The 13,951-nt window shown below is 61.5% G+C and carries 6 protein-coding genes; 2 read left to right on the top strand and 4 right to left on the bottom strand.

The window, feature by feature from the left end:
- Positions 1-545 precede the first annotated feature (545 nt).
- Both DRB17_RS08555 and DRB17_RS08560 read left to right on the top strand, forming a co-directional pair.
- On the top strand, positions 546-1,523 hold the full coding sequence (locus tag DRB17_RS08555) for a UDP-glucuronic acid decarboxylase family protein (protein WP_241503778.1): 978 nt from the start codon (positions 546-548) through the stop codon (positions 1,521-1,523).
- 189 nt (positions 1,524-1,712) lie between these two features.
- Complete coding sequence (locus DRB17_RS08560; RefSeq protein ID WP_114581788.1) at positions 1,713-2,987, top strand: glycosyltransferase family 4 protein; 1,275 nt, start codon at positions 1,713-1,715, stop codon at positions 2,985-2,987.
- Between the two features lie 28 nt (positions 2,988-3,015).
- Here the strand turns inward: DRB17_RS08560 and DRB17_RS08565 are convergent, their stop codons facing one another.
- From DRB17_RS08565 to DRB17_RS08580, 4 genes are all read right to left on the bottom strand, one after another.
- On the bottom strand, positions 3,016-3,927 hold the full coding sequence (locus DRB17_RS08565; protein WP_161958747.1) for a glycosyltransferase family 2 protein: 912 nt from the start codon (positions 3,925-3,927) through the stop codon (positions 3,016-3,018).
- A 71-nt stretch (positions 3,928-3,998) separates the two neighbouring features.
- Positions 3,999-5,564 carry a lipopolysaccharide biosynthesis protein gene (locus tag DRB17_RS08570; protein WP_114581790.1) on the bottom strand — a complete coding sequence of 522 codons (1,566 nt, stop codon included), beginning with the start codon at positions 5,562-5,564 and terminating at the stop codon, positions 3,999-4,001.
- A gap of 136 nt (positions 5,565-5,700) precedes the next feature.
- Entirely contained in the window at positions 5,701-7,140 is a 1,440-nt protein-coding gene (locus DRB17_RS08575) for an undecaprenyl-phosphate glucose phosphotransferase (RefSeq protein WP_161958748.1), read from the bottom strand.
- A gap of 412 nt (positions 7,141-7,552) precedes the next feature.
- Entirely contained in the window at positions 7,553-13,474 is a 5,922-nt protein-coding gene (locus tag DRB17_RS08580; RefSeq protein WP_114581792.1) for an Ig-like domain-containing protein, read from the bottom strand.
- Positions 13,475-13,951 lie beyond the last annotated feature (477 nt).

Raw genomic sequence — 13,951 nt, forward strand, 5'->3', positions numbered from 1 at the left:
CCGCAACCAACCTGAAACCCCTCGCCCGGCTGTTCGATATTCAGGCGGCTCTCGCCACTACCTGCGGCTCGCTGCCTGGCCTCGCCGCCGCCATTCAGCACTCGTTCGGGCACAGGTTACCCACGCCCAATCCCCTCAGACGGACTGTTACGCGCCGCCGATGTTAATAAAAATTTTGCCATCGCGATTTGGGAAAAGAGTATAGCGGCGCTAACTCAATTTGATTAGAGCGCCGAAAGAGGTAAGCGTTTACCTCTTATGTTCTATCACTCACTCGCAAGAACGATATACTTGTTCGGACGACGCTGCTACCTGAGACGGTAGTTTTGTTGAATTTGGACACTTCATCACAGGGTGTCCCCAGCGCTTTGACCCGGCACATCATAGAAGAGAGCCTGAGCCAAACGAATATGTATTAAATATTTTGGATAAACTCTATTTCTACTTACGGGTAATTTGACAACGGATCGATTTCACTGCACAAGTAAAAGTGAAAAATATTCCTTCTGGAATCCAATTCTCTTGCCCTCCAGTGGAGCCGTGAAATGCCGAGCGAACCAGCCATGAACCCGATGGCAAAACGCGTTCTCGTGACCGGTGGCGCTGGATTCCTGGGCAGCCATCTATGCGAACGGCTGGTCGAGCAAGGCCACGAGGTTCTATGCCTGGACAACTACTTCACGGGCCGGCGGGCGAATATCGCGCACTTGCTGCAGAAGCCGAACTTCGAGGTCATCCGTCACGACGTCACTTTGCCGATCTATCTGGAGGTCGACGAGATCTACAATCTGGCCTGCCCCGCCTCGCCCATCCACTACCAGTACGACCCGGTACAGACGACGAAGACGTCCGTCCATGCCGTCATCAACATGCTGGGACTGGCGAAGCGCACGGGCGCCCGAATCTTTCAGGCATCGACGTCGGAGATCTACGGCGACCCGGAGATCCACCCGCAGGTGGAGGAATATTGGGGCAACGTGAACCCGATCGGCCCCCGGTCCTGCTATGACGAGGGTAAGCGCTGCGCGGAGACGCTGTTCTTCGACTACCACCGACAGCACGGCGTGGAAATCAAGGTCGGCCGCATCTTCAACACCTATGGCCCCCGGATGCATCCGATGGACGGACGCGTCATCTCCAACTTCATCGTGCAGGCCTTGCACGGAGAGCCGATCACCGTCTTCGGCAACGGTGAACAGACCCGCTCCTTCTGCTATGTGGACGACCTTGTCGAGGCGTTCATTCGGCTGATGGCGACGGACGCGGAGGTGACAGGACCGATCAACCTGGGCAATCCAGGTGAATTCACCATGCTGGAACTGGCCAGGAAGGTGATCGCGCTGACCGGCTCCAAATCCGAACTGACCTTCAAGCCGCTGCCGGCGGACGACCCGAAACGGCGCTGCCCCGACATCACCAAGGCGAAGACCCATCTCGGCTGGGAGCCCCGCGTGCCGCTCGACCAGGGGCTCGCGAAGACGGTCGAGTATTTCGAGTTCCTGCTCCGCAAGGGCGTGATCTGAGCGATGGTGGGGCTGTCGCCTACCCCGAAACGGATACCACGCAATATCGGAAGACGGCATCGCCCGGAATTGGCCAATATCGCTTCCGTTGGAACGGCATGAACGCCCTACCGCGCCTCACCCGGGGCCGGGACGGATTTCCATGGGATTTCCCGGCGAAAGCAAGAACCTGGTTGTTGGAGAACGACGTTGAAGATCGCCCTGGTCAATCAGCCGATCGGAAAGATCGTATTCGAGGATCCGAGCCAGCCGCTGCACGCCGACTCGCTTGGCCTGTGGGATTGTCACGTCGCGCGGCAATGCCGGCAGATGCACGACGCCAGCGTGATATCGCGCGCGAAGATCGGGGCGAACGTGACCGCATTGCCCGGCGGCGTCCCGGTTCACATCGTCGCGGACGAGGACCGCTCCGTCTCCGCGCGCGCCGCGCGGAAGATAAGCTGGAAGCTCAACAACCTGTCCGGAGAAAAACGGGACAGGCCGCACTTCGCCAGCAGAACCTACTGCGCGGACTATGGCGCCAAGGTCGCCGAGGTGATCCGCGATAACGACGTGGATCTCGTCCATCTTCACAACTTTTTCCAGCTTGCGCCTATCATCAAAAAGAAAAACCCGAATGTGAAAATCAGCCTGCACATGCAGTGCGAGTGGCTTTCCCAACTCGACAAGAGCCTGTTGCAGGAAGGCGTCGACAACAGCGATTTCCTCTCGGGGTGTAGCGATTTCATCGCGCGGGGCATCAAGGCCAGGTTCCCGGACCGGGCGAAGGACACCTTTCCTCTGCTGAACGGCGTCGACACCTCCCTCTTCACGCCCCGCCCGCCGGAGAAGCAGGACGACGGCGTGGAGGTCCTGTTCATCGGACGCGTGTCTCCGGAAAAAGGCGTTCATGTTCTTCTGGAGGCGTTCAAGCAAGTCACTCAAGCGATCCCGAACGCACGGCTGCGCGTCGTCGGCGGCAGGTGGTCGGCGCCCTACGACTACATCTGCAGGCTTGATCCCGACCCGCTTGTTCAGGCGATGGAGGGATACTTCCGCAACGGCAGCGCCTACCAGGCCTACGTTGACGAGCTGGCCTCGGCCCTGCCGGAAGGCTCGGTGGAATTCATTCCGGCGATGCCCCAGGCGAAGCTGCTGGAAGCCTTTCAGCGGGCCGATGTCTTCGTGTTTCCCTCTGTCTGGAACGAGCCGTTCGGGATGCCGATCATCGAGGCCATGGCATGCGGCAAGCCGGTCGTCAGCACTTATAGCGGCGGCATTCCCGAGTTCGTGCACGAATACAAGGACGGCCTCCTCGTCGACCGCGGCGATGCCCAAAAGCTGGGCGATGCGCTGATCGCCCTGGGCCACGACGCCGCGATGCGCGAGGCATACGGCACCGCAGGACGCTCCTTCGTGGAGAACAACCTGACCTGGAAGGATGTTGCCAGGCGGTGGCTGGAGAATACGCTCGTCACCACCTGACGAGGCGGCCGCGGCCGCCGGCGTCACGTCAATTCCGCGCCGCCCACATACGCCAACCGGAACCGCGCGGGCCATCGAGAGCGGCCCTTTTCACATCGCCGCCCAGCTTGCGCCAGATCAGCGCCGTCTGCCGCGCGAGGGCCGTGTAGCAGGAAAGCTTGTCGAAGGCCCCCATGCGCTCTGCCCGGACGGCCTTCTCGTATTCCCGGATCATACGCCAGTACGGCAGCCGCCGCTTCGCGGCATTCGTGCGGTCGAACCATTCGTCGTACTGACGCTTGTCGCGAATGTATCGCTGCGACTGGTCGGGGTGCCGCCGGGGGAAAAACAACGGCTTCGGGACAAGCGCGAACCGGCCCATCAGCCCCAGATGCGCCAGCAGCACGCCGTCTCCGTTGGAGTAGCTGCCGATAAGCGCCGTCTCCTTCAAAGCACCCGTGCGTATCAGCCCGAATATCTCGTAACAGGCGAAGCGATGGAACTGAACGAGCTGCGAGAACCTGTCGCCGGCCGAGCGTGAATCGAACTTGAGCGGGTGCTGATAGGGCTCGGTCATCCGGCCCGTTTCGTCGATCCGGTGAACCATGGGGAACGCAAGCACGGCGGAGGTATCCGCATCGAGCGCCGCCACACAGGTCTCGATGAACTCCGGTGCGATCAGGTCGTCGTGCGCCGCCCACTTGAAGAATTCCCCGCGCGCTTCATGGAAGACGAAATTGAAATTCGGCGCCGCGCCGGAGTTCATCTCATGACGGATATAGCGGATCCTGGAATCGCAGGCGGCGAGCTCGCGGCAGATCTCAGCCGTTGCATCGGTGGATGCGTTGTCGGAGATAATGAGTTCGAAGTCCTCGTAGGTCTGGGACAGGATCGCGTCCAGTGCCTCGCGAAGATAGTTCGCACCATTGTAGACAGGCAGTCCGATACTGACACGCGGCATGATACGCATCCCCCCCTATGAACAGTGGCCGACGGCGTTCCTGCCGGGCGTAACGACGGGAACCGCCGCGCTCACAGACGGCATAGCCCGGCCACCTTTCTTATCCCCCACGCGACGTCGTCCTTTTCGTGAGGCTCCATGCAGTAGACGTAAAGCGCCGCTGCGTAGAACAGCGCGCCGATCGCGGTGTATGCGCCCAGCTCCATCCAGGTATCCGGCGCATCGTGCAGCTTCAGGCCGCCCCATACGACGAGGCCGACAAGCGAGGGCATCAGTCCCGGCACGATCGTCTGCCGCAGGAACCGCCCAAGTTTTTCCCCGGCCAGCGTCAGGCCCAGGGGCCAGAAGAAGACGACGTTCGCCGTTGCATGCACGACAAAGATCGCGAAGGCGACGCCCACGGCCCCGGCCTCCATCCAGTGAACCAGCGCCACCATCAGCCCGACGCAGATCACCTGCGTGATGAACGCGCCAAGGAAGAAGACCCGGACGCGCGCGGTCGCGATGGCGACCGGCCCCAGCATGAACGTCGAGAAAATGAACGGGAACGTCCCCATCAGGAGAATGATGACGATAGCCGTCTCCGCGTAAGTATTGCCGATGTAGAGCTGGACGAACTCCTGGCTGTAAACGGAGAGTGGGCAAGCAGCCAGAAGCGTCACCCAAAGCGCATAGCGCCCACCCCTCAGGTAGGCGCGTCCCATCCGGTTCAGGTCGCCCGTTGCGTGCATGGCGGTGACGGCGGGCTGCACCGGCGAGACCGCCATGCTTGTCATCGTACGGATCTGGCGATCGATCATCGACCCGATGTAATACGCCGTCACGTCGATCGAGGTTCCGAACTGATTGAGGATGATGACGGCGGCGCTTGTATGAATCATGGCGACAAGCTGCCCGATACTGGTCCAAAAGCCGAAGCCGAGCAGTTTCTTGGCTGTCTTGAAGTCGAACAGACGCGGCCGGAAGCGCAGTTCAGGCACAAGCCGACGGGACACCAGGGTCTTGAGAAGGGTCGCGGCGACCTCGGCACACACGGTTGCCACCACCACCCATAGCACCCGCGTGCTGACACCGAAAAGCAGCACGAACAGAACGACGATCCTTAGAACCGTCCGCGCCACCTCGATCAGATTCAAATACACGAACTTCTGCTTCACGTGGAATCCGACGCCGAAGGGCAAGAGAATGAAAGTCAGCAGGAAGCTGGAAATCAGCAGCACCATCATGATGCGCGCGTCCCAAAGCTGTCCGGGCGCAATGGCAAGGACATGGTCGATGTGCCACGAAAACAGGAAACCCAGCCCAAGCAGGACGACACCGAATACCGCCAGCAGAGGAAACAACGAAGAGATAAGCCGCGTCACCTGCTCCGTCTCCCGACGCGCATATGCATCGACGACGTAGCGGCTGACGCCTCCCGTAAACAGCGACGAGAACAGAGGCGCGAAGGCCATGACGGAGACGATTACGGGATAGATCGCGAATTCCTCGGAGGAGATGCGCTCCAGCAGATACTGGTACATCCATACCAGTACGAAGACGTTCAATAGTCGGGCAGCCGCCGAACTGGCGGAATTGACGTAGACGAGCCGGCGATCGATCGCGACGGCCGATTGCGTGCTGTCCCCCATGGTCATATACGCGATCCTTGGAAGACAGCTTTATGGAACGGGCATCCGTGGTCGAGCATCTTGGTTTTCTCAATAGCTTGGAAAATCAGTCACGTTACGCCAAACTGAAGTAAACCAAGTAAACTTTTGCGTGCACCCGTATCTAGTATGCATTCGGGTGCCATAGTACCGAAAACGTCATTACAATTATCTTCAGATCCAGTATGACCGACCAATTGTCGACATACCAGACATCGTAATCGATACGGGCCTTCATCTTCTCCAAGTACGCGGTCTCGCCGCGCCAGCCGTGGACCTGGGCCCAACCGGTGATGCCTGGCTTGACTCGGTGACGGGCCATATAGTTCTCGATCAGGGGGCCGTAGAATTCGTTGTGCTCGACGGCGTGGGGCCTGGGCCCCACAATCGACATTTCTCCGAGGAGCACGTTGAAGAGTTGCGGCAGCTCATCCAGGCTCGTCCGTCGTAGGAAGCGGCCGATCCGCGTCACACGCGGATCGTTCTGTCTCGCCTGCGGCACATCCTTCGAGCCGGAGGTGTCGACGTACATCGTCCGGAACTTCCATACCTTGAAGCAGGCGTGGTTGAACCCGTGCCGGTTCTGCCGGAAGAGTACGGGACCCGGGCTGCCCAGCTTGACCACGGCGGCGATTGCCAGCATCACCGGCGCGAGGAACAAGAGCGCAAGGCAGGAAAGTACGATGTCCTCGACGCGCTTCACGAAGACCTGCGTATCGCTGAGCGGCCTCGTCACAAGCCGCACCGCCGGGATTCCCGCGAAAGAGACGGCGGGCCAGCGCGCTATATCGGGATCGTAACCGTTCGCCACCGCATCAACTTCCACGGCGCAGCAGCGCAAGGGCTGTAACCGGTGGGCCAGCTCTCTGCCCGGTATATCGGGCGCAGCTACAAGTATGCGATCGACGCCGTACTCGTCGCAGCGCATCACGAGGTCGCCGATCGTCTCCGCCTGCGCGACGCCCGGCACCGTTGCATCGTGACCGGGTGCGGCAAGCGCGACGACGCGGGCGTTTCCCCGCGTCGCACCCTCGACGCGCGCGATCCAATCAACGGCACGTTCGGCATCGTCGTAGACCACGAGCGCGACTCGCTCGGCAAGCCGTGACCGGAATCGCGGAACCCTCAACAACGCTTCCGATACCAGCGTGCGCCACCCGACGAGACCGGCCAACGAGAGCGCGTACCAGCTTGCCATGTCGAGCGTAGCCTCGGCTACGTCGCCCTTCATGACGTAGGCCAGCGGAGAGACTGCCGCGAAGGCGAGCGTCCAGTTGACGGCGGCCCGGCGCGCGGCGCGCGGGCGCTCGACCAGACGCGCCTCGCCGCTTGCCAGAAGAACGAAGATGCAGCTAGCCGCTAGGACGGTGACGATCACAGGAACGAAGGCAAGTCCCAGATCGGGTCGGACCTGCCAGCGGGCCCACTCTCCAAGCACGGCGAATGCGAGCAGAACCAGCAGATCCCCAGCCACCACGGTACGGTACAGAACGGACCTGGACGACCGGATCGCTTGCTGTTGCACCGTGCCGGATTTTGGATAGACCGCTTGCCGCGTACTCACACCTTGCACTCCTCGACACGGCCAACCCATCCGCGTAACTGGGAAATCGCGCATGTTGCCAGCCCGCCAGCCCGGCTAAATCGAAACCAAGATAAATTCGAGCAGCTTGAAGGCAAACGGCCATTTGGTAGTAACACCGAAAACGGGAGCCTTTCACCGTTGGATTCGGGATACGCGGGCACTTGAAGATTTAAGATTTTCGCCGGTTATGCCCGACTAACCGTCAGATAGGGTGCAATGCTGTCGCGGCAGCTGCCACAACTTCGGCGGGTGAGTATCGAAATTCACTGCATTTCCGGCGCCAGAGAAAACGACGCACCGGCACAATGAGATCACCCCCTCCGAGGCCGAGGACTGCCTCGAAGGGGGTGAGAAGCGTCACCAGGCGTTGGTCGACGACCCGCCGATCAAACTACGCCCACAGATCCACGCTGTCGGCGGTCAGCAGGCCACTGCCGTCAATCGCCAGGTAATCCACCGATTCCGATGTGTGCGCAACCTCGGTGTTGGAGCTTTGGTCTTCCTGCACGCGAATCACGACCTCGGAGCCATCCACATCCTGATAGCGCACATCGACGGGGTTCGCGCCATCGAACGAGGATACACTCGCCAGGATTTGCGGAGCGCTGTCGAAGGCGTCGGCGAAAGAAACGCTCGCGCCGCTATCCGTTATACGGTCGCCAGTCGATCCAGCTTCGAACGCGTGCCCATCCCACAGGCCGGAGCCCTGCTCGATGGCCATCCAACCGACGGTTTCCTGGCCATGATCGGTGAGGAATTGTGATTCTTCCTCTTCCATGGCGAAGGAGAAGCCGTCGGAGTTCGCGGGCATCTGGCGGGTGTGCACGTAGTCCGGATCGTTCGTCGTCTGGGTCTGCGTGAAGACCGCCGGCGTCGCCCCGAAGTCCTGGGCGAAGCTGACGTCCTCCCAGCCACCCGTCAGGGCCTGCCCGCTGGCATCCCGCGTGCCGACCTCCAGCCGCGTCCCATCGGCAAGCTGCCAGCTTCCGGCTTCCAGCACCATGAAGCTGACATCTTCGGCTACGTGGGATCCATCCAGGTAAGCGGGTTCCTGAAGCTGAATGGTGAAGCTGTCGCTCTGCACGTTGGAGACGCGCACGGCGACCGGCTCAAGGCCGTTCTCGGACGGCACCATCGCGAAGACGACCGGGTTGTCGAAGCCGTGACTGAGCTGCACGGTCTGCGGCTGATCGGTTAGCCCGCTGATCTGTCCGAACTCGCCCATCGTGTCATCGACAATGTCGTTGACGGTGACATTGACGTTGGCCGTGTCGCTGCCGCCGTTGCCGTCGCTCACCGTGTAGGTGAAGCTGTCGCTGCCGCTGAAGCCGGCGTTCGGGGTGTAGGTCAGCGTGCCGTCGGCGTTCTCCACGACCGTGCCGTTCGACGGGTCGCTCAGGCTGCTGATATCCAGCGTATTGCCGTCATCGTCGCTATCGTTCGCCAGCACATCCAGCGTGACGGCCGTGTCCGCATCCGTGGTCGCGCTGTCGTCGCTGGCAACCGGGGCAGTGTTGCTGGGCTCGCTGACGGTCCCGCCGTCGGCCCGGGTGGCGATCTCGTCGGCCGGCATCGCCTCGTTATAGAGCGCGACCGTGCTCATCTGCCCGTCGAAGGCGTCCTGAATGCTGTCGGCGGTGTTATCGCTGCTGGCCCATTGGTTGGCACCGATCACGATCGGCTCCGAGTTGGCCGAGATGCCGCCGGTGTAGGACGCCTCGCCGGCCAGTTCGCCATCGACGTAAAGCTTCAGGCCCGCATCGCCAAAGGTCAGGGCCACGTGATGCGCCTTGCCCGCGCTGACGGCGTTGGACGCGGTCAGGACCGGCACGTTGACGCCACCATCGCTCTGCAGACGCGCCACCAGATCGCCGTCCTCGATCAGGACCGTCAGGTGCCCGCCGTCTCCATTGCCGCTGGCATCCTTGGAGAAGAGTCCTTGCCGACCGGATACGGTATCTGCCGTGAATGCGAGCTCCAGCGTGCCGTTGGGCAGTTCATAGCCGGCCTCGTGGTCCAGCACGAGGGCCGAACCCGACGTCCCATCGAACGTCAGTGCGGTTTGTTCGAGCACGGCATTCGGATCGCTGCTACCGGCAGGCTCGGTGACGTCGATGGAGACCGTCGCGGTGTCCGTGCGGCCGGTGCCGTCGCTGATCGTGTAGCTGAAGTTGTCGCTGCCGCTGAAGCCCGAGACAGGCGTGTAGGTCAGCGTACCGTCGGCGTTCTGCACGACCGTACCGTTTGACGGCTGTTCGACGCTGTCCAGGCCGAGCGGGTCGCCGTCCGGATCGGTATCGTTCGCCAGAACGTCGAGCGTCACGCTTTCGCCCGCGGTGACCGTCGCCTGATCGTTCACGGCATCCGGGTTGTCCGGGGCATCGTTCACGGTAACGTCGACCGTCGCGGTGTCGGTGCGGCCGGTGTCATCGCTGATCGTATAGGTGAAGCTGTCGCTGCCGCTGAAGCCGCTGTTCGCCGTGTAAGTCAGCGTGCCGTCGGCGTTCTGCGTCACGCTGCCGTTCGCCGGCTGTTCGAAGCTGTCCAGGCTGAGCGGGTCGCCGTCCGGATCGGTATCGTTCGCCAGGACATCCACGGTGACGCTTTCGCCAGCGGTCACCGTCGCCTGGTCGCTCACGGCATCCGGGTTGTCCTGCACCTCGTTCACGGTGACGCTCACCGTGGCGGTATCGCTGCCGCCGTTGCCGTCGCTCACCGTGTAGGTGAAGCTGTCGCTGCCGCTGAAGTCGGCATCCGGCGTGTAGGTCAGCGTGCCGTCGGCGTTCTCCACGACCGTGCCGTTGGACGGGTTGCCCAGGCTCGTGACGTCCAAGCTATCGCCATCGCCGTCGCTGTCATTCGCCAGCACATCGACGGTGACGGCCGTGTCGGCATCCGTGGTCACGCTGTCGTCGCCCGCAACCGGGGCAGTGTTGCTGGGCTCGCTGACCGTGCCGCCACCGGCCAGCGTCGCGATCTCATCGGCCGTCATTGCCTCGCCATGCAAGGCAACCGTGTCGATCCGGCCGTCGAACGCATCCTGTATCTTGTCGGCCACATTGTCGCCGCTGGCCCACTGGTTCGCGCCGATGACGATCGGCTCCAGGTTGGGGGCGATACCGCCGGTGTAGGATGCCTCACCCGCCAGTTCACCATCGACATAGAGCTTCAGGCCCGTATCGCCGAAGGTGATCGCGACATGGTGCGTCTGCCCCGCCGTGATCGCGTTCGTCGCGGTCAGTGCCGGCACATTGACGCTGCCGTCACTCTGCAACCGCGCCACGAGGTCGCCGTTCTCGATCAGGACGGTCAGGTGACCGCCGTCGTCGTTACCCTTCGAATCCTTGGAGAACAGGCCCTGCCGACCGGAAACCGTGTCGGCCGTGAATGCAAGCTCCAGCGTGCCGTTCGGCAGTTCGTAGGTGGGATCATGGTCCAGGACAACCGCGGATCTCTTCGATCCATCGAACGTCAGGCCGGTTTCTTCCAGCACCGCGCTCGAATCGCCGCCGGCAGGCTCGGTGACATCGATGGAAACCGTCGCCGTGTCGGTGCGGCCAGTGCCATCGCTGATCGTGTAGGTGAAGCTGTCGCTGCCGCTGAAGCCGCTGTTCGCCGTGTAGGTCAGCGTGCCGTCGGCGTTCTCCACGACCGTGCCGCTGGACGGCTGCTCGAAGCTGTCCAGGCTGAGCGGGTCGCCGTCCGGATCGGTGTCATTCGCCAGCACGTCGACTGTGACACTTTCACCCCCCGTGACGGTCGCCTCATCGCTCACCGCGTTCGGGTTGTCCTGCACTTCGTTTACGGTGACGCTCACCGTGGCGGTATCGCTGCCGCCGTTGCCGTCGTTGACGGTGTAGGTGAAGCTGTCGCTGCCGCTGAAGTCGGCATCCGGCGTGTAGGTCAGCGTACCATCGGCGTTCTCCACGACCGTGCCGTTGGACGGACTACCCAGGCTGCCAATGTCCAGCGTATCGCCATCGCCGTCGCTGTCATTGGCCAAGACGTCCAGGGTCACCGCCGTGTCGGCATCCGTCGTCACGCTGTCGTCGCCGGCGACCGGCGCGGTGTTGCTGGGCTCGCTGGGCTCGCTCGGCGCCTGACCGGCCAGGGCTTGGATGTCGGCCTGCGACAGCGCCTCGCCGTAAAGGGCGACGGTGCCGATTTGGCCGTCGAACGCATCCTGGATGCTGTCCGCGGTATTGTCGCTGCTGGCCCACTGGTTCGCGCCGATCACCATGGGTTCGGTATTGGACGCAATGCCGCCGGTATAGGACGCCTGGCCAGCCAGCTCGCCATCGACGTAGAGTTTCAGGCCCGCATCCCCGAAGGTGATCGCGGCATGATGCGCCTCGCCCACGCTGACAGCGTTGGACGCGGTCAGCACCGGCACGCTCACGCCACCATCGCTCTGCAGGCGCACGACGAGGTCGCCATCCTCGATCAGAACGGTCAGGTGACCGCCGTCGCCATTGCCGCTGGCATCCTTAGAGAACAAGCCCTGCCTGCCGGAAACCGTATCGGCCGTGAATGCAAGTTCCAGCGTGCCGTTCGGCAGTTCGAAGGCCGACTGGTGATCCACGACCACGGCGGAATTCGTGGTTCCATCGAAGTTCAGGCTGCCGTCCTCGTAGGTCGGCGTCGGGAAATCGTTCACGTCGATGGAAACCGTCGCCGTATCCGTGCGTCCGGTGCCGTCGCTGATCGTGTAGGTAAAGTTGTCGCTGCCCAGGTATCCGCTATCCGGCGTATAGGTCAGCGTGCCGTCGCTGTTCTGGCTCAGCGTCCCGTGAGTTGGCTGGTCGAAGCTGTCCAGGCTGATCGGATCGCCGTCCGGATCGCTATCGTTCGCCAGCACATCGATCGTTTTGCTGCCGTCGGCGCGCACCGAAACCCTGTCATCTGCGGCGACAGGCGCATCGGGCGTGTCGCTCACCTCCACCGAAACGGTCGCCTGGTCCTGGCTGCCGTTGTTGTCCGTGACCGTGTAGGTGAAGCTGTCGGTGCCGCTGAAGTCCGCGTCCGGCGTGTAGGTGTATGTCCCGTCTCCGTTGTCGACAATCGTGCCGTTGGCGGGCTGGCCGAGGCTGTCGATGGACAGCGCATCGCCGTCGCTGTCGCTATCGTTGGACAGGAGATCCTGGCCATCGAACGTCACCGAGTCGCCTTCCTGAACGGAAAGGCTGTCGTCCACCGCGCTCGCGCTGTTGTCGAGCGAGCCCAGCAGCTCAGCGATACGCTCCTCGGCGCCCATGCCCGAGCCGAAATCGACGGGGCCGCCCGCGACCGGCCGCAGATCCTCGAGCGTGATGCCCCTGCCCTCAGAGGCATTGACATAGAAGTCGTCATAATAGGCGCTGCCATTCGGGTCGGAAAACTGCGCGGTATAATTGCTGCCGGACGTCGAGCCGTTGCTCTTAGCGCCTGTCACGTTGTTCTGGGATACATTGCTCGAGCCGGAAGGAATGATGATGGCGGCAGCGTTATGCCCGGCCTCCGGGATCGTCAGCACGGTGTTGTTCTGAACCGTGATATCCGTGCCTTGCTTGATGCTGATGCCACGGACCAGACCCGTGTAGATGATATTATTCTCGATCAGGAAGTTACTGTAAGAGCCCACATCTCCCATGAAGATGCCTTGGCTCAAATGGTCAGTCTCCGGCAGATACACGTTGCCGCGAATGACGAAGTCGTGGGACGGCGCGCCCTGGAACTGGATGAAATCGACGTGATCGGTTGCGCCTGGGTGAACATGTCGCGCACCGGTGTTGTTTTCGACCAGGCCGCCCCGATTCGAAATGAACTTCATGCTGTCCGTGCGGACATGGTCGAAGGTATTCCCGACGACCTGGATATCGTCTGTCCCAACGAAGACGCCACCATGTTTGACGTCATGAACGAAATTATTCTCAAATCGAACTGAGGTGGCGTCGCCGGAATGGATGCCGTAGAATCCATCGTAATTATTGTCTACCCGACCATTTACCTCTGAGTTGATGAACTCAATATTCCGGCTACCGCCGTCAACGGTTACCAACGGCGCCGAAGCCGACCCGTTGCCCGAGTTGCTGACGTGGACGTTGTCGACGCGCAGATAGCTGGAATCGTAGATGCCGAGGTCTTCGAACACGGCGCCCATATTGCCGTCAGCGGACTTTACCGTGACGAATTCGCTGAACTGGTAGCCCTTGAGGTCGACGGAACCGTAGCTGCCGCTCTCAAGCAGGATCGTCTCGCCACCAGTGGCCTGGGCAAGAGCGTTCTTGAGCTCCTGCACGCTGGACACTGTGATCGTTTCGTTCGACGCAGGCATCTTGCGCTCCCTCTGCCTTAGCCCAGTTGACCTGTGTAGTTACACTGAAGTACTTAAGAAATTATTGCCCAATGCGCATTTTTATATGTGCATAATCAAGTAATACAGAGCAAACACCGCCATCATTTACCACAAAAACCACCTATCATTAGGACGACGCCGCACCCCCGACATTCGACTCACGAACAACCGCTTGCCGGGCAAGACTATTCGCAGTCCGCGATTTCCGGGCTGTTCGTTCCGGTGATATTCGTTGTTCAAGCCAAGCCCCGGCTTCGCTGATGAAGATCAGGTGCGGCGTGGGCGCGTCCAATCGCCAGCGTTTTCCCCTGCAGCGATGAACCTGGACGCCCATCTAAAGTGGTATTGGTGGTGCATTGGGGTGCCCCCTTATCCGTCCCCACAAATCTCCATCACGGTGTGTTACATTACGATTGTTGAATCGATCATCGTCACGGTCCCTGTGTACCGGGTCCG

The sequence above is a fragment of the Ferruginivarius sediminum genome, assembly GCF_003344765.1.
In the GTDB taxonomy this organism is placed as follows: Bacteria; Pseudomonadota; Alphaproteobacteria; order Kiloniellales; family Rhodovibrionaceae; genus Ferruginivarius; species Ferruginivarius sediminum.

Coding starts and splice junctions, on each gene's coding strand:
- DRB17_RS08555 (WP_241503778.1), top strand. CDS start 546: ATGCCGAGCGAACCAGCCATGAACCCGATGGCAAAACGCGTTCTCGTG.
- DRB17_RS08565 (WP_161958747.1), bottom strand. CDS start 3,927: ATGCCGCGTGTCAGTATCGGACTGCCTGTCTACAATGGTGCGAACTAT.
- DRB17_RS08570 (WP_114581790.1), bottom strand. CDS start 5,564: ATGACCATGGGGGACAGCACGCAATCGGCCGTCGCGATCGATCGCCGG.
- DRB17_RS08580 (WP_114581792.1), bottom strand. CDS start 13,474: ATGCCTGCGTCGAACGAAACGATCACAGTGTCCAGCGTGCAGGAGCTC.